Source organism: Pseudarthrobacter sp. Pseusp20, from assembly GCF_059492155.1.
The window spans coordinates 3,408,140-3,434,609 of the sequence record NZ_CP168521.1; the positions used below are offsets into that span (position 1 = coordinate 3,408,140).

Here is a 26,470-nt window from a genome sequence, read left to right on the forward strand (position 1 = left end):
AACATGTCACCCATTGCACTCGGAGCCATACTTGCCATCGTTTTGCCTGTCACATACCTCGTGTGGTCGGTAGCAGCCGTAGATAGGCTCGCCCTTCGAAACATCCAAACGAACCTCGGTCAACGGGCCAGGAACGCAGCTCCGCAAAGCTTAACCCTGGAATTCAGCGCCGTGGCCCGCAAAGTGACTCCAGTTCGCTACGTCGCTTGGCTGGACAAACAGCTCGCTGCCCTGGGACGCCCCAAGGAGTGGCCCCTTGAACGACTCCTGGTGACGAAACCGCTACTGGCTCTCGGTGCCGGACTTCTGGCTCTTTTCTACTTCCTCGCCTCGCCTGAGCCGGCACGGTTCGCGTTCCTCATTGCCGCTCTTGCGTTTGGCTATTTCGCACCGGACCTGCTGATTCGCAGTAAGGCTGAGAAGAGGAGAGACAAGATTCGGCTGGAGTTGCCGAACACCCTGGACCAGATGTTGATCTCTGTCCAAGCAGGTCTTGGGTTTGAAGCCGCTATGGCGCGCACAGCGCAAAATGGGGGCGGCCCACTGGCTGACGAAATGATGCGAACGCTGCAGGACATGCAAGTGGGGCGTTCCCGAAAGGAAGCCTATTTGGCTATGTCTGACCGAGTTGACGTCCCCGACCTGCGCTCATTCATCCGCGCGATTGTTCAAGCGGATGCATACGGAATTGCCATCGCCAAGGTGCTGAAAGTCCAGGCCCACGAAATGCGGATGAAGCGCCGACAGCGTGCCGAGGAACACGCCATGAAGATACCAGTGAAGATTCTCTTTCCACTAATTTTCTTCATCTTCCCGACCCTCTTCATCATCCTGCTGGGGCCGGCAGTCATGAACATCATCGCCGCGTTCTCCTAGGAGGAGTCATGAGGAATCCTGCACAGTCCCTATTCCTGATCCGTAATTTCGCACGGCGAATAAGGTGCGAGGAAGACGGCGCCACCGCAACAGAATATGGAATCACCGTTGGTTTCGTTGCTGTCGTCATCGTGGCCGGAGTCGGCTTATTTGGGTTCTCACTTAACGGCTTCTTTGACCATCTCACCTCCGGGATCAAGACTGCGCTCGGCATCCCCTAGCAGCGGCCGTAAGCCCGGCGCCTCTGGCGCCCCATAGACCGGACCCCCTCGGCACCCAGAACCGAGGGGGTCCGTTGTTGCCGTCCAAAGAGGCCAGCCGAGTCGGTGAAACGAGCAGCTGGCTTACCGACAGAAACCATAGGAGGGCGGTTTCCTCTTCGGATCGTTTCCATGGAGATCGCGGACTAGAGGTCGCAGCCCACGAATCTATACAAGATGGCGGAGCCTTGTTGGTCGACTTTGACGAATGCCGACGAATCCGGGGGAACGCTAATGCCCGGAAAATCATTCACCTCGGTGCGCAGCGGATCAATGTAGTGCTCGCCAAAATCAAGGAGGAATCCAACATTCTCCCTCTTTGCAGCCGCACAAGCCTCTGAGCCGGCCGTGGCTTGATTTAGTGTCTTGGCCACCAGCAAACGGTCCGGATTCGAACCTGTGTATGCGTGCGGGAAGAGTACCCGGCGGTTCGCGATGGCGAAGGCTGTGGAACTACCATCCCACGGGTTGTTGGCCATCACCGCACCCTCCGGGACTTCGGCACTAAGACGGCGCAGCAATTCAAGTTCATCGGGGCTCAGCAAGGGTGAGTCTGCTGTAAGAGCGTAGGTTCGTTCCCTCCCCGGCGTGGTTTGAGAATTTGTTGGCCACATCACGGTAGTAGCGGCCGCGGCTGCGATGCCAGCGGCAACAAACCATCTGACACGGTAGCTGGAGGCGATGTCTTCAAAGAGCCACGTCGCTGCCAGACCGACAAACACAGCCCAGAACATCGGCAGAAGGGCAGCGAGCCGGGGTGGGTCCCCGTACCACGCACCAATAATGATTTGCCTCGCGAGCGGCTGTGGTAGTGAGGCCGCCACCAGGTAAAGCGTGACGGCGCCTCCGTACGCGGCCAGAAACCACCGTCCGGTTGGGCGTCTGAACATGATGGCGGTTCCCAGCAGTGTGACCACCGCAAGGCTCCAGCTGACGTCCCCGTGAGTAGGAGCCACTACGAGGACACTGCCTATGGCCGCCGCAGGGGTGTCAATCGGATCCCAGGTGGTGGTCCACGGCCTCACCACGGCCCAGACCACCAGGCCAAGGGAAAATACGGTCGTCCAAAGTGCTGTCCATTGGAGGTAGGCAAGAGGATCGGACTTCCTCTGTTTGAGTTGCCGGAACGAACGTACGGTGGCCATGGCAGCGAAACCCGATGTAAGCCCAACAAGGGCTACCAGCGCCGACATGTGTGTGACCACAAGACCGGGCATTCCGGCCACCAGTGTCGTGAGGCCTAGCGGCCAAGGCATCGGTGTCCGGCCGAACCCAAGTAACGAGGCCGATACCGTCAGCAGGGGAGCCAGGAAAGTGACAGCGAGCATATACGGGAACAGCGGACCGAAGTCGCTCTTTTGGCTCTGCATGATAGTAAAAGGAAAAGCGAAAAATCCTGCGCTCGCAGTACCGGCAGCCAGCAAGGCGATCATCTTAGGTCCAACCACGACGTGGACCAGGAGAAGTACACCGATCGGCCATGCCAAGGCTACGACGGCGAAGTTTAGAGCATTCGATGCCTCGACCACGGGCAACCCTGTCGCCTCTGCCACAAGGGCAGCAAGCGCGTGCCATATTTGAGGGTAAAAACCGCCTCCTTCCCCCATCAGCTCCCTCACAGAGAAGGGTGAACCGTCTTGGGAATCAATGATCTGCTGGACGAGGTTAAGGTGAAATGGCGTGTCTATGCCTTGGTTGATGTTGGCCGGATCCTCGACAATCTGGGCATAGCGCAGGGTCAGAAGGATCCCGCTGGCGAGTAAGGCAAGCCAGTATGCAGCGCCTGCCGAGTTCTCTGCGGGATCCCAATTAAAGTACTTCGGCCAAAGCCTGGCCGCTACACGGACCAGGACAAGCGCAACTCCGGCGCACACCACTACGGATACGGTGAACACGCCCAACTGCCAGTCAATGTTCACCCACCAGCAAACCAAGGTGGAGACTGCAACAAGTGACGCAGTCAGGACCGGCGCAAGTGACATCATCCAAATACGCCGCAACCCCAGCGTCCAGCCGAGAAGCAGCCCGGGCAACAAGAGCACCGCCGCCGCCATTCCAAAGCCCGGCAGAGCAGTAAGCCAAGAGTTCAAGGATTCCCCAAGTAGTTCATCAGTATTCCCCAAGTTTCGACATTCTGCCCGGAAGCCCTCCCTGTGCGCCTATAGCATACCTAACATGAAACTTAGCCACGGGGGCCTGGCGCTTGAAATTGTTGTACCGGTTTTCAATGAGGAAGCCGTACTCGAAAAGAGCATCACTAAACTCGCAAATTATCTGCGTAACGAAATGTCAGTGACGTGGCAGATTACCATCGCCGACAACGCAAGCACTGACGAGACACCAGTCATTGCGGCTGGCCTGGCCGCCAGTATGTCAAATGTCGCTTACCGGCGGCTTGATGTGAAGGGCCGCGGATGGGCGCTCCGTGATGCCTGGACTTCTTCCGCCGCGGAAGTCCTGGCGTATGTAGACGTCGACCTCTCCACGGACCTCGCGGCACTGCCGCCGCTTGTCGCCCCGTTGCTGTCAGGCCACTCCGATATCTCCATTGGCACGAGGCTTGGCCAGAGCTCCCGCGTAAGCCGCGGGCCGCAGCGTGAGTTCATTTCGCGCTCATACAACTTTCTGCTTAAACGCACTATGCAGGTTCGTTTCTCCGATGCCCAGTGCGGTTTCAAGGCCGTCCGGGCTGAAGTCGCCAAGAAACTCCTTCCCCATATTGAGGACAACGGATGGTTTTTTGACACGGAACTGCTGATAATTGCGGAGCGCTCGGGCCTTCGGATCCACGAGATCCCAGTGGACTGGGTCGACGACCCGGACAGTCGGGTTGACATCATGCAGACAGCAGCTGACGACATTCGCGGACTGGTCCGCGTTGCTGGCTCCCTTGTGAAAGGGTCCATTCCCGTCCAAGCGATATATGCCGAGCTGGGGCGGCGCCCCATGGTCGCACAGTCGAGGCCCAGCTTTTTTGGGCAAGTTATCCGGTTCGGCATTGTCGGAGCCATATCCACTGTGGCCTTTGCACTGCTCTATGTGCTGTTCCAGGAGCCTCTTGGCCCCCAACCCGCCAACTTTCTCGCCCTCCTCCTGACGGCGGTGGGTAATACAGCCGCTAATCGCCGTTTTACGTTCGGCATGAACGGCCCGGACAGGCTCTTTACCCAGCAGTTTCAGGGACTTGTTGTTTTTACGCTGGCCTGGTCAATAACATCATCGTCGCTGCTGGTATTGCACACTTCTGCACCGCACGCTTCCCCTACCATGGAGCTCGTGACACTGACAGGGGCTAATATCCTCGCGACCCTCATGCGCTTCGTCATGTTGCGCGTCTGGGTTTTCCGTGTTCCCGGCACTGATCCAGCCCGCCGCGTTGTGGCATCCAGCGCGCAAGCGGTACGCGCCTCTTGACGGCGTTGACGCCCGACCCGTCGGACCCCGCTGAGCTTCGAGCGCAGGTGCTTCAATCACGCCAAACCCCCCTTGCGGCACATCGGGCATCCTCGGGGCGCCGGAGGGAGACTTGGATGCTGTGGGCCCTCCTGGCCCTGACAGCGGTGCTCTACCTTTGGGGCCTGGACCGCAACGGATGGGCGAATTCGTACTATTCAGCGGCTGCCATGGCAGGCTCACAGGATTGGACGGCATTCTTCTTTTCATCCTCGGATCCTGGCAACGCCATTAGCGTCGATAAACCTCCTCTCAGCCTCTGGTTAATGTCGGCTTCCGTCTGGGCCTTCGGTCTGAATCCCTGGAGCATCTTGGTGCCGCAGGCATTGATGGGCGTCGCGAGCGTCTTCCTGATGTACCGCATGGTCCGCACTTATGTCGGAAGCACCGCGGGGTTTCTCGCAGCGACATTCTTCGCCATAACCCCGGTTGCAGTGGTGATGTTCCGCTATAACAATCCGGATGCATTGCTCACCTTGCTGATGATCGGCGTGGCCTATGCTGCGTTGGAGTCTATCCGCAGCGACAAGGTTCGGTGGCTGATATTGGCTGGTGGCCTCACCGGTGCTGCTTTACTGACGAAGCAGCTTCAAATCGCACTGGTCCTGCCTGCGGTTGCTGTTACCTATCTCGCTTTTGCCACCGGTCCACTTGTGAAACGCGTGCTGCACGTCGCGGCTGCCCTGTTAACAGCAGTGGTTACGGGCGGCTGGTGGTTTGTCCTTGTGCAGATGGTCCCGGCGGCCAGCCGCCCCTTCGTCGGAGGATCCCGTCTTAACAGCGCGGTGGAATTGAGCTTGGGCTACAACGGCCTGGACCGCCTGACCGGTGAGGACGCCAGCCGGACTATGTCTCCCAGCACCGCCAGCCTGGCGGAAAAACTGGATCCAGGATTTCAGCGTTTCCTGCAACCGCAATTCTCTGGCCAGTTCGGCTGGTTCCTGCCTCTGGCCGTAGCAGGCATGTGCATTGCCATCTGGCACATCAAGCGGCGGAGCGGTAGCCGGCGATATCGGGCGTTCCTCAGTCTGTGCGTTCTCTGGTTTCTCTGCGCCTCAACGGTGTTGGCATTCATGTCAGGTATTGTCCATCCGTATTACTGCCTAACTGTTGTACCACCGTTGTGCTGCCTCGCAGGGACGGGTCTGCTGCACTTGTACCGGCTTCGTGACCAGCGAAACGCACGCTGGGTGCTGGCCGGGACGCTCCTGGCAACGATGGTTCTGGCCTTCCTCTCGGCGAATCGTTCAACCGCTGATTTTCCGCTAGGTCCTCTTGTGGCGCTCCTGGTCTGGTCGTTGGCCATCACCCTTCTGGCGGTCCCGCCCCCGTTTCCAGCCCTCCGGAACGTGCCAGCGAGCCTCTTGGCTGTCGCGCTATTGGCCGGTCCTTCCGTTTGGTCCGTCAATACAGTCCTGAGTCCCCACGAGGGTGCAGGCGTCGTGGCTGGCCCCAGTATCCTCGGCGTGCGCACCGACCACCCCGACCGTCAGCAGATGGGTTCGGACGTGCCACCCAGTTTCATGGCTGTCATGTTCGGAAACCTGCCAGAATCCGGAATCGTTTCGCGCCTCCGTGCCACGCCGGCCACCAGCAAATGGTCGGCGGCCATGGTGGGCTCCGAGACAGCGGCTAACTATCAGCTGGCAAGCTTACGCTCCGTGCTGCCGCTTGGCGGTTTCGATGGTACTGATCCCTTCCCGACCCTGGAACAGTTTCAGCGTATGGTCACCGACCACCAGGTGGCGTCCGTAGTCATACAGGACCTGCCACCATTGACCCTTGAGGGCCGCGGAGAGTCGGCAAGAATCGTGGACTGGGTGAGAGGCCATTACCGGGCCGAACAAATCGGGAGTGCCCAGTTTTACAAGTTGCTGCCGTAACGGCGGACAGTGGCCGCACAGCTTCTGTCCTTTTCGGAACTGGGCCATCCTTCCGATATCGCAGGGTTTGCCGGGTGATTGCGCACCAAACATGCACTTTGAAAAGCCTTTGCGAATACGCCAGCCACCCCGTCGAAATGACTCAAGCGGAGAATCTGTCGCGTTGATCACCTGTACTTGCGCAGGACTTTCACCGTGGAAACAGCTCGGGTTCCACGACGGACACCGTCCAGGCGACGGCTCCTCATGGCGAACGCCGGTGTGACCCAACAACACCGACTACAGCAAACAACACATCCATTCCTGGTGCCAGCTTCGCCTTCGCAGTCTGCAAGCCTTCCAGTTCCGCAAGGTTTTCCACGCAATTGCGCAGGAAAGGTACACCTTGAAAAGCCTTTGCACAGGATCCTGCAAGACCCGGTCAACACCGCATCAAGGCTTGCTAACTTCGTCTTAGTGCTGGTGCAGGGCCAGCCAAACCCACTCGCTCAGGAGTTCATAATGCTTTCTCTCATCGCCACCCTTCAGACCCTCGGCTTCAACATCAAGAACCGCCTCCACGACGAAAAGGGCGCAACAGCTGTCGAATACGGCATCATGGTCGGCCTCATCGCAGTCGTCATCATCGTCGCTGTAACCACCTTGGGCGGCCAGTTGAACACCATGTTCACCAGCGTCACGGCCAAGCTCTAGCTGGGACGAAAAGAGCTCGGGTTCCTGCGACGAACACCGTCCGGGCCACGGCTCCTCATGGCGAACGCCGGCGTGACCGCAAACAACAGCGGGTTCGGCAAAATACAGAATCCTGCAAGACCCGGTCAACCGTTTCAAGCCTTGCTATAACTTCGTCCTAATGCTGGTGCAGGGCCAGCCAAACCCACTCGCTCAGGAGTTCACAATGCGGTCTCTCATCGCCACCCTTCAGACCCTCGGCTTCAACATCAAGAACCGTCTCCACGAAGAAGAGGGCGCAACAGCTGTCGAATACGGCATCATGGTCGGACTCATTGCAGTCGTCATCATCGTCGCAGTAACCACCTTGGGTGGCCAGCTCAACTCGATGTTTACAAATGTGACTGCCAATCTCTGAAACCCGGCCCCTACAGCAAGACCCGAGGCCCAGCGCGCCCGGCTATTGTGCGGTGCAGCTCAACTGCACCGCACAAGCTGTTTCACGTGTACAAATCCACTCATCGCAACACAGACTCGAGAGGAACGCAGCAGATGCTGAGGCCATCAGAACGCGGGGCGGCGGCCGTTGAGTTCGCCATCGTCGTGCCTGTCCTCATCAGTTTGCTCCTTGGCATCATGGAATTCAGCCGGGCCTACAACGCCCAGGCATCGCTTTCGGCCGCGGCCCGCGAGGGGGTCCGGGTAATGGCCATCACCAATGATCCGGCGGCGTCTCGGACGGCAGCCGAAAACACGGCTGTCTCCCTAAATCCCCTTCTCGCTGATTCAAACATCACCTTCAAGAACCTCGACACGGGCACTACAACCTGCTCATCGGGCAACCGCATTGCGGTCACAATCACATATACACTCTCCACGCTGACTGGTATCGCCGGACCATTCACTATGACTGGCCAAGGAGCCATGTTGTGCGGCGGCTGAAGAATATCAGCAGAAATTCCCGCTCCGAACAGGGCGCCGTGAGTGTCATCGTGGCAATAATGATGGTGGCTCTGCTTGGTTTCGCCGCCGTGGCGGTTGATGTCTCGATGATGTACTCAGAACGTACCCAGGTTCGGAACGGCGCTGACGCGGCTGCGCTTGCCATCGCTCAGAAGTGCGCTAAGAGTACCGCTGACCCGGACTGCACGGGTACCTCCCCGCTCGCCGCCAGCCTAGCGAATAGCAACGCCACCGACGGGCTGAGTAACATCAAGTCCGCCACGCCCAATACGGCCAGTCAGACTGTAACCGTTACGGCGGGATCACAGCAGACGGGGAATAGCCCAAACCAGGTCACCCTCTTTTTCGCTCAAATATTCGGAATCTCTTCGGCAGAAGTAACCGCTGCCGCTTCGGCGCAATGGGGTACCCCGTCCAAGGGGCCCGCTATTCTTCCCTTGGCCATTGCTTACTGCAAACTGGACATTCCACCAGCCGGAAGCCAAGGCGCCGTACAGGTTCTCGAGCAGGCGGTGAATGGTTGTGGTGGCTTGCCGGGCGGGTTCGGGTGGATCACCACCTCGGGAACAAAATGCTCCGTCACGATGACGGCCGGCCAGTCCGACAATGCGGGTATCTGGTTTGCGAGCGATCCCGGGGCCAGCGCCCCAACGATCTGTAGCGCTGCCGATTTCAACCAGATGAACGACGAGACAGTTCTACTCCCTCTCTATGACGTGGCCACCGGTACGGGTTCCTCCGGCAAGTACTACGTCAAAGGCTTTGCGGCATTTCATGTAACTGGCTACCACTTTGCCGACATTTCCTGGAGCACGGGCGGAAACGTCCAAAACAAGACGATTCGTGGATACTTCGTAAAATTCGTATCCCTCGCCCAAGCATTTGAACTTGGTAACGTCCCAAACTTTGGGGCCTCAGTTGTGCGCCTCACCCCATAGCTAAAAGCAACAGGAGCAGTCATTGAAGTCACGTATGTTGGCCGGTGTATCAGCAGTGGTGCTGGCCATCATTGGGGCGCTTCTCATCGTCGCCTACGCCCAGGGTGCCGACCAGCGCGCCATGAAGGACTTGGATCCCATCGGGGTACTCGTGGTGACCAAGGCCGTACCGGCAGGCGCTTCCCTCGACATCGTAAAGGCGTCCGTTACTGAACAGCAGGTGCCAGCAACCGCTGTTTCAAAGACCGCTCTGAAAACCCTTGAGGCCTCCGCCGGCAAAGTCGCCGCAGTGGACCTCGTCCCCGGCGAGCAACTTCTCGCCGAACGGTTGGTTGACCCGGTGGACGCCAAGTCCAGTGGTGCCATCAAAGTGCCTATAGGGATGCAGGAAGTAACCTTCGAGCTAGAACCCAAGCGTGTGGTGGGCGGCAGGATTGACGCCGGCGACCATGTGGGCATCGGGTTCAGCTTCGCTGCGGAAAAAGCAAAAGCAGGCGAGCCAACCACCCAACTCACCCTCCGAAAGGTTTTGGTTACCGCCGTCCAGCGGGCCCCGCAGGCACTACCAAGCGCGAAGCCCACGGACGGCACCAATCCCCAGGACACAACGCTTCCGCAAGGTTCGCTCATGGTCACGGTTGCCGTGAACGACATCGACGCAACCAAGATCATCTACTCCTCAAACAACGGCGATCTCTGGCTCACCAAAGAACCCCTCGACGCCAAGGACAACGGCGGCTTCATCGCCAAGAAGGACACGGTGTATAAGTGAGCCGCTTCGTCCTCCTTTCCCCCAACGGCGACTTCGACCTGAAGCTGCGTTCCGCCGTCGCCAACGGCCTGCGCGGCAGCGTCCAGACCATCGCCTCGGACATCCTCCCGGCGGGCCCCGCCGAACTCTTCGCCCTCCTCAACCAGGAGCAGCCGGAGGTGCTGATCATCGGCCCGGACGTCCCCTACGAGGAAGCACTCCGGTTCGCCAAGGTTTTCGATGTCCAACTGCCCGGCCTAAGCCTGGTCCTGGTCAGTGACATTGACCCCGGCGGCTTGTTGCACGCTATGCGCGCGGGCATCCGGGACATCCTCAGCCCCCAGGCGGACGCCGCCGAAATCCGGGTGCTGCTGGAACGCGCCTGCCAGTCCTTCGCCACCCGGCACCGCGGCCCCGAGGCACAACAGTCGGGGAACGGCAAGGGCCTTGTCATCGGAGTGTTCTCCCCCAAGGGCGGCGTGGGCAAAACCACACTGGCCACGAACATCGCCATTGGACTCGGGCGGATCGCCCCAATGAGCGTGGTCATCGTGGACCTGGACCTGCAGTTCGGGGACGTCGCCTCCGGCCTCTATCTCAACCCCGAGCACACGGTCACCGATGCAGTCACCCCCGCAGCAGCCCAGGACTCCCTGGTCCTCAAGGCCTTCCTTACCGTGCATCCGGCCGGCATCTACGCCCTGTGCGCACCGCCCAACCCGGTGGACGCGGACCACATCACCCCGGACCAGGTCAGCCGGCTGCTGGAGCAACTGGCCCAGGAGTTCCAGTACGTGGTCATCGACACCGCCCCCGGCATGCCGGAAATCGGACTCGCCGCAATGGAGAAATGCACCGATGTGGTCTGGGTGAGCGCCATGGACATCCCCAGCCTGCGCGGACTCCGCTCCGGCCTGGAAGTCCTCCGCCAACTCGAAATCATGCCGGAATCCCGGCACGTGGTCCTGAACATGGCGGACGCCAAGGCAGGCCTGAACGTGCAGGACGTCGAATCCACCATCGGCGCCCCGGTTGACGTCAGCATCCCCAGGTCGCGCGCGGTGGCCCTGTCCACGAACCGTGGCATCCCTGTCCTGCAGGACTCGAAGAAGGACCCCGCCGTCAAAAGCCTCCGCCAGCTTGTGGAGCGCTTCAATCCGGCCTGGCGAGCACAAGCACAGCGGAAGCTTCACCGAAGGGTGGTTATCTGATGAAACTCTCCGAGCGCATCAACGCGGTCCAAGGCCGCAACGTATCCTCCACCAGCCCGGGATCCGTACCCGGCACCGCACTGCTCGAGCAGCCGCGTCCTGCGACCGCGCCTTCCCCGTCCCCCGCCGAACGTGCGGAAGCTCGCTCTCCCGGCATCACCGCCGTCGCGCATCCAACGCACGAGGCCGGCACTTCCTTTGTGCCTAAGGCACCGGGCGTGGATGTCTTCGCAGCAATGAAGCTCAGGGCCGCAACCGCACTTTTCGAGCGGATGGGCACCCGGTTCAATGATGGTGCAGTCACTGAGCAGGAACTCCGGAGCACAGCCAAAGAGGAGCTTACCCGGATCATTGACGCGGAACAGGTACCGCTGACGCCGGAGGAGCGGACCAGGCTGGTCCAGGACGTCGCAGACGACGTGCTGGGCTACGGCCCCCTCCAGCGGCTGCTGGACGATCCCGCAGTCACCGAAATCATGGTTAACCGCATGGACCAGATTTACGTGGAACGCAAAGGGAAGCTGGTTCTCACTGAGTCCCGGTTCAGTTCCGAAGAGCACCTGCGCAAGGTCATCGAACGCATCGTGTCCAAGGTAGGCCGCCGCATCGACGAGTCCTCGCCGCTTGTGGACGCCCGGTTGGAGGATGGCTCGCGTGTCAACGCCGTCATTCCGCCCCTTGCCGTGGGGGGCTCCTCGTTGACCATCCGTAAGTTCAGCAAAACTCCGCTGACCGTTCAAAACCTCATAAACTTTGGCACCCTGACGCCGGAGATGGCGGAGCTGCTAAACGCCTGTGTCAAGGCCAAGCTCAACATTATCGTTTCCGGCGGTACAGGAACCGGCAAGACGACGTTGCTGAACGTGCTGTCATCCTTCCTGCCGGCTGACGAACGCATCGTGACTATCGAGGACGCCGTGGAACTACAGATCCAACAGGAGCACGTCGTTCGGCTCGAAAGCCGTCCGCCCAACACCGAAGGCAAAGGCGCGGTGACCATCCGTGAGCTCCTCCGCAACTCGCTTCGTATGCGTCCTGACCGGATTGTGGTTGGTGAGGTCCGTGGCGGCGAATCACTGGACATGCTCCAGGCCATGAATACGGGCCACGACGGCTCCCTGTCCACGGTTCACTCCAACTCCCCCCGCGACGCCGTGGCCCGCCTTGAAACCCTGGTGCTGATGGCTGGCATGGACCTCCCGCTGCGGGCCATCCGCGAACAGATCGCCTCCGCGGTGAATCTGATCGTGCAGATCTCCAGGCTCCGTGACGGGTCCCGCCGGATCACCCACGTCACCGAGGTCCAGGGGATGGAAGGCGACATTGTCACCCTCCAGGACGCGTTCGTCTTCGATTACTCGGCCGGCGTGGACGCCCAGGGGCGGTTCCTCGGGAGGCCCGTGGCCACCGGCATCCGGCCCCGGTTCATTGACCGTTTCGAGGACTTGGGAATCCACGTATCGCCGGGCGTCTTTGCCGGTCCGCTGTCCCCGGGCGCCAAGTAGGGACGCGGCCATGATCATCGCCATTGGAAGCGTCTTTCTCCTGGCTGCTATCTGCCTCCTCGGCGTGGCCATCCTTCTGCCAAGCGCCCCTACAGTGCCGCTGGACCGCCGTCGTCCGTTTGAACCGGAACCGCCATCCTCCCTGTCCCGGCTGGCACTGTCAGGCGTCAGGTCCTTCGAACGGCTGCTCGGTGGCCGCAACGTCAGGCTATTCTCCCGCGCGGAGCTGGAGAATGCGGGCCTGCGCCAAAGCCAGGCCGAATTCTTCCTGCTGGTGGGCATCGGCGCGTGCGTCGGGATGCTGGTGGGAGCCGTGATTGTGGGCCCACTGCTCGGATTGCTGCTCGCGCTGCTCGCTCCGTTCGTGGGGAAGCTTGTCCTCGGGTTCCTGAGCGGCAGGCGTCGTGCAGCGTTCGACGGCCAACTCGGCGACACCTTGCAACTGCTCTCCGGCGGCCTCCGTGCCGGCCACAGCATCCTGCGCGCCATCGATGCCGCCGCCGTGGAATCGCAGAAGCCAACGTCGGAAGAGATGCGCCGTGTAATCACCGAAACCAGTCTGGGCCGCGACCTGCTGGCCGCCCTCAACGACACCGCCGAGCGGATGAAGAACGAGGACTTCGTGTGGATCTCGCAGGCCATCCAAATCAACCGGGAGGTCGGCGGCAACCTGGCCGAGGTGCTGGACCAGGTGAACGAGACCATCCGCGAGCGTGGGGAGATCAAAGGCCACATTAAGGCACTCGCCGCCGAGGGCAAGTTCTCGGCTTACATCCTCATTGCCATGCCGTTCGGTATCGTTGCCATGCTGCTTTCCGTCAGCCCCAACTACATGAATTCGATGTTCACCCATCCCCTGGGCTGGGTGATGATCGGAGCCTCGTTCGTCCTGATGACCATCGGCGCGCTCTGGATGCGCAAGATCATCGACCTGAAGTTCTGAGGACACATGAACCTGACCATCCTGCTCTCAGTCCTTCTGGTCTGCCTGCCCCTTGCGGGGCTTGCCTGGTCTGTCCTGACCGTGGACAAGCAGGGCCGGACCTCCGCCGCCGAGCTACTCTCGCGCGGCGCACCGGCAGTCACCGCTATACCAGTGGGAGCACCGGGGCTACTCGAAACCTTGGGCAGGCGCGTGACTCCCCCGGCCTATGTCGCATTCCTGGACCGGCTGCTGTCCCTCGCCGGCAGGCCCGTTACGATGCCGCTGGGCAAGGTGCTTGGGTCCAAGCTGGGCCTCGGCCTGGTCGGGGTGGCCTTGGGCGGCTACTTGGCGGCGGTGGGAAGCAGCCCGATGATGAAACTCGCGGGACTCTTCGTCCTCTTCCTTGGTTACTTCATCCCGGACCTCCTGCTATACAGCAAGGGCAAGGAACGGCAGAAGGCCATGCAGCTGGAACTCGCCAACACCCTGGACCAGATGCTCATTTCGGTTGAGGCTGGGCTGGGCTTTGAAGGCGCCATGGCCCGGGCAGGCGAGAACGGCAAGGGCCCCCTTGCAGAGGAGCTGGTCCGCACCCTGCAGGACATGCAGGTGGGACGCAGCCGACGCGAGTCCTACATCGCCCTGGCCGAGAGGACCAGCATCCCGGAACTGCGCAGCTTTGTGCAGGCCGTGGTGCAGGCGGACACGTACGGAATCGCCATCAGCCGGGTCCTGCGCGTCCAGGCGAAGGTCATGCGGGTCAAACGGCGCCAGCGGGCCGAGGAAAAGGCCATGAAGCTGCCCGTCATGATCCTTTTCCCGCTGCTGTTCTTTATTTTTCCGGTCCTGTTCATTGCCATTCTGGGGCCGGCCGTAATCAATACAGTGGTGACCTTCAGCGGCCAGTAAAGATGCTCAGCGCGGCGGCAAGGTTGTCTCAAGGTTTACACAGAATGATGAAAAACAGGACCCCGAAGCATTTCCAGGAAGTAGCCTTGAACAATGAACAGTCCCGATCCCGGTTCCAGCGGAAAGAGCCCCGCTGCGGACTTCCCGCTGTCCGGGGTCGGTTTTCCTCCCGCTCCCGCTCCCGCCGGCGTGGACCCCTCACTGGAAGCGGCCGCTCTCTTGCCGTTGGTTGATGCCGCAGTGCTGGCGGAACTCGAAGATGAGCTGGCCGGGTCCGGACTGGCGCAGCGCTTCGCCAGGGACTACGCGGCTATGTGGGACGTGCGGCTGGCCCGGCTGGGAACAGCGGTGCTGAGCCGGGACGGGGACTCTGCCCTGGACGCGGTCATCAGCCTCAAAATCAGTTCCGCCATGGTGGGCGGGGTACGGCTGGCAAAGCTCGCCGAACTCCTGGAGGGCCTGATCCGGCGGGGTGACTTTGTCCAGGGCCAGGCGATGATGGCAGGCGTGGCCCAGGACGGGGCACGCACCGTGTCCGAACTGCAGTCAACCTACATCATGGAGAACGGCTAGCAGTTAAGCATCGTCCGGCCGCCTCGGCGCCAGCCGGTAACCCACCCCACGGACTGTCTGCAGCCAGCGCGGGGACAACTGGTCCTCTTTGAGCTTGCGCCGCAGGTTTCCCACGTGGACCTCCACCGCCCGCTCGTCCGCCTCGCTGATGTAGGTGTCCCGGTCATAGAAATCGCCCCGCACCGCCCGCACCAGGTCCGCCCTGGTGCACACGGCACCACCGCCCTTCAGCAACACATGGAGCAGGTCGAACTCGCTGCGGGTCAGGCCCAGCGGCTCGCCCTTGACCTCTACGGTGCGTGTCCGGTGGTTCAACAGGAGTCCGTTGTGCCGCAGGACGCCGGGCTCGAGCTGCGCGGCGGCAGGAACCGGTGACTGGCCCCCGTGTGACGCGGATTCATGCTGCTCGTTCACCTCGTGGCGCGGCCTGCGCATCATGGCTGCCACCCTTGCCCGGAGTTCCCTGGGCCTGAACGGCTTGGCGATATAGTCATCCGCGCCCGCATTCAGTGCTGACAGAAGGTCCGGTTCGTCGGTCCGGCCAGTCAGCATGACCACGTACGCGTTGCTGAAATTCCGGATTCGCCGCAAAACCTCGAACCCGTCGATATCCGGCAGGCCGATATCCAGCGTCACAACGTTGGCCTGCTTAGTGCGGACCACCTCAACCCCGGCCCGTCCGTCAGCCGCCGTATGAACTTCGAAGCCCGCCTGGGTCAAGACACCTTCGAGGAGGTTGCGTACGTCGTCGTCGTCCTCGATAACCACCGCTACACCAAGATCGTCCATTGCTACCCCTGCGCCAGGCGGAGATGGCCCCCCATTGGCCCAGCGCCAATGCCATTCCCGCTCCAACAATTTATACGCTACTAGTAAGCCCGGCTGTTCACATACGAATCGACACTGAAAATTGAAAAGTCAATTACTATGACAGGACATGTGCATTATCCAAGGGAAAGGGTGCTGGCCAAGGTAACTGGGGGGAATTGCTACATCTTGGCGGCGCCTGCTTTCCGGACCTAAAGGGGTACGAGTCAGAAACATGGCCGAGCCGTTGTTCCAGCGTGGACCCGGACGCATCTTCCGGCGGCTGGGAACCCGCGCCCAAGTGGCGCTGTGCCAGCTCCCCCTTACCTTCCTTGTGCTTGTCATTGCCGTGGCCACCCCCTTCGCCTGGCCCTCGCTCATGCACTCCCCCTTGTACGTGGCAGGCCTTGCCCTGAACGCGGTTTTGTTCCTGGGCTGCTTCCTGGTTCCCTGGGAACGCCTGGCGCACCGCCCATACCTGCTGATCCCCGTGCTGGACTTCGCGCTGATCGGGTTCCTGCGCAACGGCGCCGCTCCGCTCCTGCCGGGCCTCGCGGTACTGGTGGTCTTCCCGGTCATCTGGCTTTCCGCCTCCGGCATGCTGGCGCGCAGCAGCCTGGTGCTCAGTTTTGCGGGGCCCTTCCTGATCATGGTTCCATCTGCCGTCGGCCATTTCCCCACCGTCACGGCCTCGGACCTCACCACCGTCCTGCTCTTTCCCGTGATGATGCTCGCTGTATCCCTGGCCATCCGCTTCGCGAGCGTAAGCCTCCGGCAGCAGCAGCGTGAACTGGCGGACAAGGACCGTGAACTCCGCGAACTGCTGGCCGCAAGCCGGGAACGGGAGAAGCTGCTCGAAACTGTATTGGAGGCCACCGACGTCGGAATTGCCGCCGTCGACCGCTCCGGCCACTTCCTGGTGTCCAACAGCCGCCAGCGCAACTTCCGCCGTGTCACAGGCGCTGACGACGCCCTCCCCGGCCAGGGGCACCAGCTCATCTTTGGACAGGACCGGCGCACGCTGCTCCCCCGGGACCGGCGGCCCATCAACAGGGCCATGGCGGGTGAGTCTTTCGCCGACTACCTGGTGTGGGCCGGCGAAGGCCCGGAGCAGCGCGCCATATCCACCGCCGCCCGCCCGCTGGTCGGCGAGGACGGCCGGCTGACCGGGGCAGTGGTGGTCTACACGGACGTCACCGGCTGGGTGGAGTCCCTGGCCGCGAACCAGGAGCTGGTGTCCAACGTCTCGCACGAGTTCAAGAACCCACTGAACTCGATTCTGGGCAACGTGGACCTGGTCCTGGACGACGCCGACAGCCTGCCCCGGCAGGTGGCCCAGCGCCTGCTCGTGGTGCAGCGCAACGCGGAACGGCTGCTGGACCTGGTGGCCGATTTGACGGCCTCCGCCTCCACCACCTTGAACGTCCACCCCAAGCGGACCGATCTGGCCAGCCTGGTGGAGACCAGCCTTGGTTCCGCCCAGGCCCTGGCGCAACGCTCCCACGTGGAGATCGCCGCCGACGTCCCCTCGCCGCTGTGGGCCTACGCGGATCCGCTCCGGATCGGACAGGTGCTGGACAACCTCGTGTCCAACGCCATCAAGTACTCGCCCGACGGCGGCAAGGTCAGCATCAGCGCGGACGCGGACCGGCAGTGGGTCCGGCTGAGCGTCACGGACACCGGGATGGGCATGTCCAGCGAGGACGCGGCGAGGGCTTTCAACCGGTTCTTCCGGGCCGAGACCGCCCGGAAGGCCGCCATCCCGGGCGCAGGTCTGGGTCTGTCAATCACCCGAATGATTGTGGAGCGGCACGGCGGGACGATCGCCTGCGAGAGCGGCGAGGGCCAGGGCAGCACGTTCACGGTGACGCTGCCGGCCGAGGGTCCACCCCCGGCGTTCTAGTCAGGGCTCGCGGAGCGCCCGGGTCTGTTCGGCGCGGGCCAGGAGTTCGCTGTCCGAGGGGTAGGCCACTTCCTCAAGCACCAACGGATGCGGGGCGGCCAGGACCGACTTGGCGTCCCGCTTCTGCAGCAGCAGCCGTTCGTGCAGCCAGCCCGGCTCCACAACGCCTTCACCCACGTACAGCGCGGAGCCGATGAGGGCGCGCACCATGTTGTGGCAGAACGCATCCGCCTGGACGGTGGCCACAATGACGCCGTCCTCGCCGCGCCTGAACTCAAACCGCTGGAGTTCCCGAATGGTGGTGGCGCCTTCGCGCGGCTTGCAGAAAGACAGGAAGTTCTGCAGGCCCAGCAGCTGCGAGGCGCCCTCGTTCAGCAGTCCCACGTCCAGCGGATTCTTGTGCCACAACGTGAAATACCGCTCCAACGGATCCCACAGGGCGGGCCCGTCTGCGATCCGGTAGCTGTAGCGGCGCCAGAGAGCCGAGAAGCGGGCGTCAAAGCCCACAGGTGCCAACGAGATGTCATGCACTTCCACGGCCCCGTGAAGATCGCCCAGGGCCCGGTTCAATGCCCCGCGGAGCCTGCGCAGCATGGCGACGGCGGGATCCAGTTCGTGCCCGCGCGGCAGGTTCTGCCACTCGTCTTCGGTGAGGTCCAGGTGGACCACCTGGCCGCGGGCGTGCACGCCGGCGTCGGTCCGTCCCGCCACGGTGACACGCACCGGACGGCGTACCAACAGGGCGATCGCCTCTTCCAGGACGCCCTGGATGGTGCGCCGTCCCGGTTGCAGTGCCCACCCGCTGAACGGGCCGCCGTCGTACGAAAGGTCAAGCCGGATACGCAAAAACCCGCCGCCCCCTGGAACGGGGGCCGCGGGTTTTTGGTGGTTCACAGACCTAAGTCTATGCGAAGAGAATCAGCGAATTACTTCGCGTCCTTCTCTTCGGCGGCGGGAGCCTCGGGAGCTTCCTCAGCGGCGGGAGCCTCTTCGGTTGCAGCCTCTTCAGCCGGAGCCTCAGCAGCTTCGGTCTCCACGGCCTCAGCCTCGGGAGCTTCTTCTGCAACGGGTGCAGCAGCAGCTTCCTTCTTGTCGGCATCGCGCTTGGCAGCGGAGGTAGCCTCGGCTACGACGGCCTGCTTGGCGGAAACCGGCTCGAGGACCAGTTCGATGACAGCCATGGGAGCGTTGTCGCCCTTACGGTTGCCGATCTTGGTGATGCGGGTGTAGCCGCCATCGCGGTTCTCCACAGCCTGGGCGATGTCGGTGAACAGCTCGTGGACGATGCCCTTGTTGCTGATCAGGCCGAGAACGCGGCGGCGGGAAGCGAGGTCGCCACGCTTGGCGAAGGTCACCAGGCGCTCTGCGTACGGCTTCAGGCGCTTGGCCTTGGTCACCGTGGTGGTGATCCGCTTGTGCTCGAACAGGGATGCTGCCAGGTTCGCGAGCATGAGGCGCTCGTGAGCCGGGCCGCCTCCGAGGCGCGGACCCTTAGTGGGGGTAGGCATAATTGTTTCTCCTCATGTGGAAGCCGTGGGCGGCACACCGTGGTGCTGCCCTCCGGCCAAGGTCTGGTTTAGAGTTCGTCGTCGCCGAAGGCGGCGTCGTCCTCTTCGATTGCTGCGGCGCGTGCTGCGAGGTCAAAACCGGGAGGCGAGTCCTTGAGGGACAGGCCCAGTTCAACCAGCTTTGCCTTGACCTCGTCAATGGACTTTGCACCGAAGTTGCGGATGTCCATCAGGTCAGCCTCGGAGCGGGCAACGAGTTCACCCACGGTGTGGATGCCCTCACGCTTGAGGCAGTTGTAGGAACGGACGGTGAGGTCCAGATCCTCGATCGGCAGTGCCATGTCGGCTGCCAGGGCAGCGTCGGTGGGCGACGGGCCGATCTCGATACCTTCAGCTGCGGTGTTCAGCTCACGGGCCAGACCGAACAGTTCCACCAGGGTGGTGCCTGCGGAAGCGACGGCATCGCGCGGGGCGATGGCCTGCTTGGTCTCGACGTCGACAATCAGCTTGTCGAAGTCGGTGCGCTGCTCAACACGGGTTGCTTCCACGCGGAAAGTAACCTTCAGCACCGGCGAGTAGATGGAGTCGACCGGGATACGGCCGATCTCTGCATCGCCGGACTTGTTCTGAGCTGCCGAAACGTAGCCGCGGCCGCGCTCGATGGTCAGTTCGAGTTCGAACTTGCCCTTCGAGTTCAGCGTGGCGATGTGCAGATCCGGGTTGTGGAATTCGACGCCGGCCGGCGGAGCGATATCCGCGGCGGTGACGACTCCGGGGCCCTGCTTGCGCAGGTAAGCCACGACGGGCTCGTCGTGCTCGGAGGAAACCGACAGGCTCTTGATGTTAAGGATGATCTCGGTGACATCTTCCTTGACACCCGGAACCGTGGTGAACTCGTGCAGCACACCATCGATCCGGATGCTGGTTACGGCAGCACCGGGGATGGAGGAGAGCAGGGTACGGCGGAGGGAGTTTCCGAGGGTGTAGCCGAAGCCCGGTTCCAGCGGTTCGATGATGAAACGCGAACGGTTTTCGGAGACTACCTCTTCGGAGAGGGTGGGGCGCTGTGCAATGAGCACTTAGGTTTCCTTTCGGCGAGCATCCGCTATATGACGCAACACAGGTGGTGGAAATTCGGTCTGAAGACTTAACGCGCTGGGCTTGCCCGGACCATCGCTGGTCCGGGCAAGCTCCTGCTGCGGAAAAGAATTAGACGCGGCGGCGCTTCGGCGGGCGGCAGCCGTTGTGGGCTGCGGGGGTGACGTCCTGGATGGAGCCAACCTCGAGGCCTGCGGCCTGCAGCGAACGGATTGCCGTCTCGCGACCGGAACCCGGTCCCTTGACGAAAACGTCTACCTTGCGCATGCCGTGCTCCTGCGCACGCTTGGCAGCGGCTTCGGCAGCCATCTGTGCAGCGAACGGGGTGGACTTGCGCGAGCCCTTGAAGCCAACCTCACCGGAGGAAGCCCAGGAAATAACAGCGCCGTTCGGATCCGTGATGGAAACGATGGTGTTGTTAAAGGTGCTCTTGATGTGCGCCTGGCCAAGCGCGATATTCTTCTTGTCCTTCTTACGCGGCTTGCGAACCGCGCCACGAGTCTTCGGGGGCATTTTTTCTCCTACAGAAAGTTATTGGGGAAAGTCCGTAAATCCCGAGCGGGGATTTTAACGGGCCTTCTTCTTGCCGGCGACGGTACGCTTCGGGCCCTTGCGGGTACGTGCGTTGGTCTTCGTACGCTGACCGCGTACGGGCAGGCCCTTGCGGTGGCGCAGGCCTTCGTAGCTGCCGATTTCAACCTTGCGGCGGATATCTGCTGCTACTTCGCGGCGAAGGTCACCCTCAACCTTGTAGTTGCCTTCAATGTAGTCACGCAGCTCAACCAGCTGGGCGTCAGTCAGGTCCTTGACGCGAACGTCAGCGCTGATGCCCGTGGCAGCCAGGGTTTCGTGTGCACGGGTCTTGCCCACGCCGTAGATGTAAGTAAGCGCAATTTCCAGCCGCTTTTCGCGGGGAATGTCTACGCCAGCGAGACGAGCCATAGTGGCAGTACTCCTTGATAAACCGGAGGTCGTAGGCAGTACACCCGCATGTTCCATGCGGCCCCAGCCTCCGACCGGGGGTTAGCTGTCCGGACTCTTTCGAGCTCAATGTTCCAGATCAGCTTGTGCTGCCTTTATTTACTTGCGTGGGTTAGCAACCCAGGATTTCCTTCAGGGAAGGAAATTAGCCCTGGCGCTGCTTGTGGCGCGGGTTCTCGCAGATCACCATGACCCGGCCATTACGGCGGATCACTTTGCACTTTTCGCAGATCTGCTTGACGCTCGGCTTGACCTTCATGGCGTTCCTTTGCGTGTAGCAGTGTGGTCAACTGGAGCAGCGGTCAGCTTGTGCTGAAGCCGCCCAGCAATTTACTTGTAGCGGTAGACGATACGACCACGGGTGAGGTCGTACGGGCTCAGCTCCACCACTACGCGGTCCTCGGGGAGGATTCGGATGTAGTGCTGACGCATCTTTCCAGAGATGTGTGCCAGAACGATGTGCTTGTTGGTGAGCTCAACGCGAAACATCGCGTTAGGCAGCGCCTCGGTCACAACGCCTTCGATCTCAATGACCCCGTCCTTCTTGGCCATACCCTCCGCTAACTGTTGTTGCCGCAGTCCCGCCGGAATGCACCGGGCATGACCACGAACGTTTTTGTTGGATCGATTGCCGCCTCCAGGCCCAAAAGGGCGTGGCAGTCCAGACAACCAACAAACAACACTACCCCGTTGGCCGGTAAAAGTTAAATCGGCCATAGTAGCCTACGCCGGGCGGTACGCACCATATTCGCCTGCTGGAGTGCTGACGCCTGCAGCGCTGGCCACGCCGTCCAGGATGGCCAGGCGGACGACGTCGGCTGCCGCACTCTGCAGCGTAATAAGGCTGACCTGCCGGGCAGCTTCGTCCGAGCGGTCCAGTGCCACGGCACCGGTCGCCAGGCAAAAAACGGTGTCCCCGTCGGCGAGGGTGTGGCTGGGATTCAAGGCACGGGCAATCCCCGCGTGCGAGGCAGCCGCCGTGCGCTTGCACTCGGCCGCATCAAGGACGGCGTTCGTGGCCACCACGGCAAGGGTGGTGTTCGTCGTGGTCGCTGCTTTGATTGGCGCTGGAAAGCCAGGTTTGGTCTGGTCGAACGGGAGCCCGAGTGCGTTGACTATGGCCAGCGCGCCGACCACTACCCCGTTCTCCAGCGTGACCGACGCCGTGCCAACTCCCCCTTTGTATTGCCCCCTGCCAATAAGTGCCCCGGTTCCGGCACCCACGTTGCCGCGTTCGACGACGTGCCCTTCCTTCTGTGCTGCCGCGGCGGCCGTTGCCGCGTAGCCCATGTCCGGCGTCGGCCGTGCCTTGAAGTCGCCGCCCCTGCCAAGGTCGAAGATCGCGGCAGCGGGGACGATGGGCACGACGCCCCCGGGAACGGCGAACCCCCGCCCGTTCTCCTCGCACCAGCGCTGGGCACCGGCCGCGGACGCCAGCCCGTAGGCGCTGCCGCCGGTCAGCACCACGGCGTCCACCGCCCTGACCAGGGTGGTGGGGTCAAGGGCGTCCGTTTCATGTGTGGCAGGGCCGCCGCCCTGGACCTCCACCGAACCCACGCAGCCCGGCGGCGGCAGGACCACGGTGACGCCGGTCAGCCAGCCCCCGCTGTCCTTGTGGACCTGGCCTACCCGGATGCCCGGCACGTCGGTGATGGTTCCCATTCCCCTATTCTCCCCTCTGTGAGCGCGCCCCTGCCGCATCGCGGGACTTTGTGCGAGACTGCATTCAACACAGCGTTAACGGGCGACGAAGCCTTGGATAACAGTCCCCTGACAAGGGCATATGCGGGTTTCAGCCCCCTGACGGTCTGGTGTAGTAGTCCCTAGATCAAGCCAGGGCCGGCCACGAGCAGGCTCCCAACCCGGGAGAGACACGCATGACCCGTCAACTCGCCCCCCACCCCGCCGCCAAACCCAAGAGGCCTCCGGGGCGGTCCGCGAAAATCCCTAAGCGCCGGTGGACTGCACGGACCCGCAGGGACTTCTTTGTCTTCCTGGCCATGGCGCTGCCCAACCTGGTGCTGATCGCCGTCTTCACCTACCGGCCGCTGTTCAGCAATATCTATTACTCCACCCTCGACTGGACCCTTGGCTCCCCCACGGCCACCGTGGTTGGCCTCAGCAACTACGTCACCTTCTTCACCAGCAATGATGCGCCGAAAGTCCTGGGGACCACGGCTGTGTTCACCGTGGTCACGGTGGGCGGCTCCATGGTGCTGGGCCTGCTGGTGGCGCTGGCACTGAACGCGAAGGTCCGCGGCACCACCTTCGCCCGTTCGGCCGTCTTTGCCCCGTACGTACTCTCCGGCGTCGGCGTGGGCCTGGTGTGGCTGTTCATCTTCGACCCCGGCTACGGCGTCCTGGCCTGGCTGCTGCGCGGCATCGGGCAGCAGAGCCCGCAGTGGATCAACGACCCCCAACTCTCGCTGGTCATGGTGATCCTGGTCTACGTCTGGAAAAACCTGGGCTACTGCGCCGTGGTGTACCTTGCGGGGCTCCAGTCCCTCCCGGCGGATGTCATGGAAGCCGCGTCCCTGGACGGCGCCAACGGATTCCGCCGCTTTGTCAGCATCTCGCTGCCGCTGCTGTCCCCCACCACGTTTTTCCTCCTGATCACCACCATGCTCAGCTCGCTGCAGGCCTTCGACCTCATCCGGATCATGACGCCGCTGGGCACCGGCACCAGCACCCTGATCTACGAGGCCTACCTGCAGGCCTTCGGGGCGTACAACAGGGCCGGCTACTCGGCAGCCATTTCCGTGGTCCTGTTCGCAATCCTCCTGGTGATCACCGTGCTGCAGCTGCGGTTCGTGGAACGAAAGGTGCATTACTCGTGACTTCCCTTTCCCCGGTCAGCCCCGACCCCGCAGCTCCCGCCATTGCCGGACCGGAGCCAAGCCTCCACCGTGACCGGCCGTTCTCCCGCCGCAACCTCATCCGGACCGTGGTGGCCGGCTACCTGCCGCTGCTCGTGGCCACCCTGGTGGTGTTCCTGCCCCTCCTGTGGATGGTCCTGAGCTCCTTCAAGACGTCCGGCGAGATCGTCACCACGGACCTGAAGATCCTCCCTGAAAGCCTGGACCTGCAGAACTACCGGACCGCCATGACCACGGTGCCGTTTGGGCAGTTCTTCCTGAACAGCACCATCGTTACCCTGGCCGGGGCCACCATCAAGGTGCTGCTGGCGATCCTGACGGCCTATGCCCTGGTGTTTGTCCGCTTCCCGTTCCGGAACTTCATCTTCCTGCTGATCCTGGTGGCCCTCATGGTGCCGCCGCAGGTGTCCATCCTGCCCAACTTCATCCTGATCGCCGGCATCGGCGGGAAGAACACGCTGTGGGGCATCATCCTCCCCGGCCTTGGCACCGCGTTCGGAACGTTCCTGCTCCGCCAGCACTTCCGCACGCTTCCCGCCTCCATCCTGGAATCGGCCGAGGTGGACGGTGCCGGCCACTGGCGCCGGCTCTGGCAGATCGTGGTTCCCGTCTCGGTCCCGTCCATCGCCACCGTGGCGCTGGTGACGATCGTGACCGAATGGAATGACTACATCTGGCCCCTCATCATCACGGACCGCCCCGAAACCATGACCCTGCCCGTGGGTCTCACCCTGCTGCAGAACAACGAAAGCAACGCCGCCGGCTGGGGCGTCCTCATGGCCGGGGCGGTCCTGGTCATCGTTCCCATCCTGATCATCTTCGCGGCCCTCCAGCGCTACATCGTTGCGGGCCTCACCCAGGGCAGCGTAACCGGCTAAGCTGCCGGCCGCCGTCGTACTTTCCAACCTTTACCTAGGCAACAACCGAAAGGAACCGTCATGACACTGCACCTGGACCGGAGGCATTTCCTGGGCCTGGCAGGGGTATCCGCCTCTGCAGCTGCCCTGGCCGCATGCGGCGGACCATCAACAACCGGCGGCGGCCAGGCTACCTCCCAGGCAGCCGAGATCGACTTCAACGGCGTGAAGCCCGCCGCCAAGATCGACTTCTGGTCCAGCCACCCTGGCCAGTCCCAGGAGGTGGAGAAGAGCCTGATCGACAAATTCCACGCCAAGAACCCGGACATCACCGTCAACCTGGTCACCGCCGGTGCCAACTACGAGGAAATTGCCCAGAAGTTCCAGACCGCCCAGGCCGCTAAGTCGGGCCTGCCGGGCGTGGTGGTCCTGTCCGATGTCTGGTGGTTCCGCTACTACACCAACGGCAGCATCATTCCGGTTGACGGCCTTATCAAGCAGCTGGACATGAAGATGGACGACTTCCAGCAGTCGCTGGTCAATGACTACAAATACGACGGAAAGCAGTGGGCACTGCCCTACGGCCGGTCAACGCCGCTGTTCTACTACAACAAGGACCACTTTGCGGCGGCTGGAATTCCCGACCGTGCCCCGAAGACCTGGGACGAGTTCAGTCAGTGGGCACCCAAGCTGAAGGCAAGCTCGGGCGCGCAGTACGCCTACATCTACCCCGCCCTCGCCGGGTACGCGGGCTGGACGCTGCAGAACATGCTGTGGGGCTGGGGCGGCGGCTGGTCCAAGGAATGGAACATCACGTGCGACTCCACGGACTCCGTGGCGGCCCTGCAGTGGGCGCAGGACTCCATCTACAAGGACAAGTGGGCCGGTGTTTCGTCCAAGGAAGCGGCGGATGACTTCTCGGCCGGGCTGACCTCCACCACCATTTCGTCCACCGGTTCGCTGCTGGGGATCCTGAAGTCGGCCAAGTTCAACGTTGGTGTTGGCTTCCTGCCGGGCGGTCCCAAATCCCAGTCGAACGTGTGCCCCACGGGCGGCGCCGGGCTGGGCATCCCCAGCGGGATCACCAAGGAGGAACAGCTGGCCGCCGGCAAGTTCCTGGACTTCGTCACCCAGCCGGAGAGCACGGCGGAGTTCTCGGCAGCCACCGGCTACATGCCCACCCGCAAGTCCGCGGACATGGCGGCCGTCCTGGCCAAGACGCCACAGATCAAGACCGCCATGGACCAGCTGGCGGTGACCAAAGTCCAGGACAACGCCCGGGTGTTCCTGCCGGGCGCCGACCAGGAAATGGCCAAGGCCGCCGCCAAGATCCTCACCCAGCAGGGCGACGTCAAGTCCACCATGACGGACCTGAAGAACACGCTGCAGAGCATCTACGACCGCGACGTGAAGCCGAAACTGAAGTCGTAGCACCTGGCCGACGCGCAAAAGCCCTGGCGACACCCATTTACAGGTGTCGCCAGGGCTTTTGCGTGTCGTGCGTGAAGGCCCGCGTCGCTT

The 26,470-nt window shown here is 62.2% G+C and carries 28 protein-coding genes; 18 read left to right on the top strand and 10 right to left on the bottom strand.

Annotated features, from left to right (window positions below; translation table 11 throughout):
- Window positions 1-3: 3 nt before the first annotated feature.
- Together ACEN9K_RS15675 and ACEN9K_RS15680 are read left to right on the top strand one after the other, a co-directional pair.
- Entirely contained in the window at window positions 4-876 is an 873-nt protein-coding gene (locus ACEN9K_RS15675; protein ID WP_056388985.1) for a type II secretion system F family protein, read from the top strand.
- 8 nt (window positions 877-884) lie between these two features.
- A complete protein-coding gene (locus ACEN9K_RS15680) occupies window positions 885-1,097 on the top strand; it encodes a Flp family type IVb pilin (protein ID WP_056388982.1) in 213 nt (70 codons plus the stop codon).
- A gap of 185 nt (window positions 1,098-1,282) precedes the next feature.
- Here the strand turns inward: ACEN9K_RS15680 and ACEN9K_RS15685 are convergent, their stop codons facing one another.
- On the bottom strand, window positions 1,283-3,259 hold the full coding sequence (locus tag ACEN9K_RS15685; RefSeq protein WP_144600731.1) for a DUF6541 family protein: 1,977 nt from the start codon (window positions 3,257-3,259) through the stop codon (window positions 1,283-1,285).
- A 52-nt stretch (window positions 3,260-3,311) separates the two neighbouring features.
- Between ACEN9K_RS15685 and ACEN9K_RS15690 the strand changes: the two genes are divergently transcribed.
- From ACEN9K_RS15690 to ACEN9K_RS15745, 12 genes are all read left to right on the top strand, one after another.
- Window positions 3,312-4,550 carry a bifunctional glycosyltransferase family 2/GtrA family protein gene (locus tag ACEN9K_RS15690; RefSeq protein ID WP_144600733.1) on the top strand — a complete coding sequence of 413 codons (1,239 nt, stop codon included), beginning with the start codon at window positions 3,312-3,314 and terminating at the stop codon, window positions 4,548-4,550.
- Between the two features lie 116 nt (window positions 4,551-4,666).
- Window positions 4,667-6,472 carry a glycosyltransferase family 39 protein gene (locus tag ACEN9K_RS15695; protein ID WP_495634632.1) on the top strand — a complete coding sequence of 602 codons (1,806 nt, stop codon included), beginning with the start codon at window positions 4,667-4,669 and terminating at the stop codon, window positions 6,470-6,472.
- A 501-nt stretch (window positions 6,473-6,973) separates the two neighbouring features.
- The gene (locus tag ACEN9K_RS15700; protein WP_056388971.1) at window positions 6,974-7,165 is read left to right on the top strand and encodes a Flp family type IVb pilin; all 192 of its coding nucleotides are present in this window, start codon (window positions 6,974-6,976) and stop codon (window positions 7,163-7,165) included.
- Window positions 7,166-7,370: 205 nt separating this feature from the next.
- Window positions 7,371-7,562 carry a Flp family type IVb pilin gene (locus ACEN9K_RS15705; protein WP_056388968.1) on the top strand — a complete coding sequence of 64 codons (192 nt, stop codon included), beginning with the start codon at window positions 7,371-7,373 and terminating at the stop codon, window positions 7,560-7,562.
- Between the two features lie 134 nt (window positions 7,563-7,696).
- Window positions 7,697-8,086 carry a TadE/TadG family type IV pilus assembly protein gene (locus ACEN9K_RS15710; RefSeq protein ID WP_056388966.1) on the top strand — a complete coding sequence of 130 codons (390 nt, stop codon included), beginning with the start codon at window positions 7,697-7,699 and terminating at the stop codon, window positions 8,084-8,086.
- Window positions 8,074-9,045 (top strand): pilus assembly protein TadG-related protein, encoded by a 972-nt coding sequence (locus ACEN9K_RS15715; RefSeq protein ID WP_495634633.1) that lies wholly within the window; start codon window positions 8,074-8,076, stop codon window positions 9,043-9,045. The genes ACEN9K_RS15710 and ACEN9K_RS15715 overlap by 13 nt, the downstream gene beginning before the upstream one ends.
- A gap of 22 nt (window positions 9,046-9,067) precedes the next feature.
- Entirely contained in the window at window positions 9,068-9,817 is a 750-nt protein-coding gene (cpaB, locus tag ACEN9K_RS15720) for a Flp pilus assembly protein CpaB (RefSeq protein ID WP_235509740.1), read from the top strand.
- Window positions 9,814-11,007, top strand: a complete 1,194-nt coding sequence (locus ACEN9K_RS15725; RefSeq protein WP_056388961.1) for a CpaE/TadZ family protein — start codon at window positions 9,814-9,816, stop codon at window positions 11,005-11,007. Before cpaB ends, ACEN9K_RS15725 begins: the two co-directional genes overlap by 4 nt.
- Window positions 11,007-12,512, top strand: coding sequence for a TadA family conjugal transfer-associated ATPase (locus ACEN9K_RS15730; protein ID WP_056388956.1), 1,506 nt, complete (start codon window positions 11,007-11,009; stop codon window positions 12,510-12,512). The genes ACEN9K_RS15725 and ACEN9K_RS15730 overlap by 1 nt, the downstream gene beginning before the upstream one ends.
- A gap of 10 nt (window positions 12,513-12,522) precedes the next feature.
- Complete coding sequence (locus tag ACEN9K_RS15735; RefSeq protein WP_056388953.1) at window positions 12,523-13,455, top strand: type II secretion system F family protein; 933 nt, start codon at window positions 12,523-12,525, stop codon at window positions 13,453-13,455.
- Between the two features lie 6 nt (window positions 13,456-13,461).
- Window positions 13,462-14,346 (top strand): type II secretion system F family protein, encoded by an 885-nt coding sequence (locus ACEN9K_RS15740; protein WP_495634634.1) that lies wholly within the window; start codon window positions 13,462-13,464, stop codon window positions 14,344-14,346.
- A gap of 93 nt (window positions 14,347-14,439) precedes the next feature.
- Window positions 14,440-14,919 (top strand): Hpt domain-containing protein, encoded by a 480-nt coding sequence (locus ACEN9K_RS15745; RefSeq protein ID WP_018769154.1) that lies wholly within the window; start codon window positions 14,440-14,442, stop codon window positions 14,917-14,919.
- Window positions 14,920-14,922: 3 nt separating this feature from the next.
- Here the strand turns inward: ACEN9K_RS15745 and ACEN9K_RS15750 are convergent, their stop codons facing one another.
- Window positions 14,923-15,708, bottom strand: a complete 786-nt coding sequence (locus ACEN9K_RS15750; RefSeq protein WP_495634635.1) for a response regulator transcription factor — start codon at window positions 15,706-15,708, stop codon at window positions 14,923-14,925.
- 253 nt (window positions 15,709-15,961) lie between these two features.
- Between ACEN9K_RS15750 and ACEN9K_RS15755 the strand changes: the two genes are divergently transcribed.
- A complete protein-coding gene (locus tag ACEN9K_RS15755; RefSeq protein WP_056388943.1) occupies window positions 15,962-17,629 on the top strand; it encodes a sensor histidine kinase in 1,668 nt (555 codons plus the stop codon).
- Here the strand turns inward: ACEN9K_RS15755 and ACEN9K_RS15760 are convergent, their stop codons facing one another.
- The 8 genes from ACEN9K_RS15760 to ACEN9K_RS15795 all read right to left on the bottom strand — a co-directional run bounded on the left by ACEN9K_RS15760 (window position 17,630) and on the right by ACEN9K_RS15795 (window position 22,878).
- Entirely contained in the window at window positions 17,630-18,523 is an 894-nt protein-coding gene (locus ACEN9K_RS15760) for a tRNA pseudouridine synthase A (RefSeq protein WP_026265745.1), read from the bottom strand. It abuts the gene before it with no gap.
- Window positions 18,524-18,555: 32 nt separating this feature from the next.
- Window positions 18,556-19,137 carry a 50S ribosomal protein L17 gene (gene rplQ, locus ACEN9K_RS15765; RefSeq protein ID WP_026265744.1) on the bottom strand — a complete coding sequence of 194 codons (582 nt, stop codon included), beginning with the start codon at window positions 19,135-19,137 and terminating at the stop codon, window positions 18,556-18,558.
- 68 nt (window positions 19,138-19,205) lie between these two features.
- Window positions 19,206-20,216: a DNA-directed RNA polymerase subunit alpha gene (locus ACEN9K_RS15770; protein WP_013601812.1), complete on the bottom strand. Its 1,011-nt coding sequence runs from the start codon at window positions 20,214-20,216 to the stop codon at window positions 19,206-19,208.
- A 130-nt stretch (window positions 20,217-20,346) separates the two neighbouring features.
- Window positions 20,347-20,748, bottom strand: coding sequence for a 30S ribosomal protein S11 (rpsK, locus tag ACEN9K_RS15775; protein ID WP_018769149.1), 402 nt, complete (start codon window positions 20,746-20,748; stop codon window positions 20,347-20,349).
- Between the two features lie 54 nt (window positions 20,749-20,802).
- Complete coding sequence (gene rpsM / locus ACEN9K_RS15780) at window positions 20,803-21,177, bottom strand: 30S ribosomal protein S13 (RefSeq protein WP_003803743.1); 375 nt, start codon at window positions 21,175-21,177, stop codon at window positions 20,803-20,805.
- Between the two features lie 184 nt (window positions 21,178-21,361).
- Complete coding sequence (gene rpmJ / locus ACEN9K_RS15785) at window positions 21,362-21,475, bottom strand: 50S ribosomal protein L36 (RefSeq protein WP_009358722.1); 114 nt, start codon at window positions 21,473-21,475, stop codon at window positions 21,362-21,364.
- 71 nt (window positions 21,476-21,546) lie between these two features.
- A complete protein-coding gene (gene infA / locus ACEN9K_RS15790; RefSeq protein WP_009358723.1) occupies window positions 21,547-21,768 on the bottom strand; it encodes a translation initiation factor IF-1 in 222 nt (73 codons plus the stop codon).
- Between the two features lie 171 nt (window positions 21,769-21,939).
- Window positions 21,940-22,878, bottom strand: coding sequence for a P1 family peptidase (locus tag ACEN9K_RS15795; RefSeq protein WP_268001737.1), 939 nt, complete (start codon window positions 22,876-22,878; stop codon window positions 21,940-21,942).
- 215 nt (window positions 22,879-23,093) lie between these two features.
- Between ACEN9K_RS15795 and ACEN9K_RS15800 the strand changes: the two genes are divergently transcribed.
- The 3 genes from ACEN9K_RS15800 to ACEN9K_RS15810 are packed head-to-tail and all read left to right on the top strand — an operon-like array spanning window position 23,094 to window position 26,380.
- Complete coding sequence (locus tag ACEN9K_RS15800) at window positions 23,094-24,053, top strand: carbohydrate ABC transporter permease (protein ID WP_026265743.1); 960 nt, start codon at window positions 23,094-23,096, stop codon at window positions 24,051-24,053.
- The gene (locus ACEN9K_RS15805) at window positions 24,050-24,970 is read left to right on the top strand and encodes a carbohydrate ABC transporter permease (protein WP_018769146.1); all 921 of its coding nucleotides are present in this window, start codon (window positions 24,050-24,052) and stop codon (window positions 24,968-24,970) included. Before ACEN9K_RS15800 ends, ACEN9K_RS15805 begins: the two co-directional genes overlap by 4 nt.
- Window positions 24,971-25,030: 60 nt before the next feature.
- Window positions 25,031-26,380 (top strand): ABC transporter substrate-binding protein, encoded by a 1,350-nt coding sequence (locus tag ACEN9K_RS15810; protein WP_018769145.1) that lies wholly within the window; start codon window positions 25,031-25,033, stop codon window positions 26,378-26,380.
- Window positions 26,381-26,470: the final 90 nt, after the last annotated feature.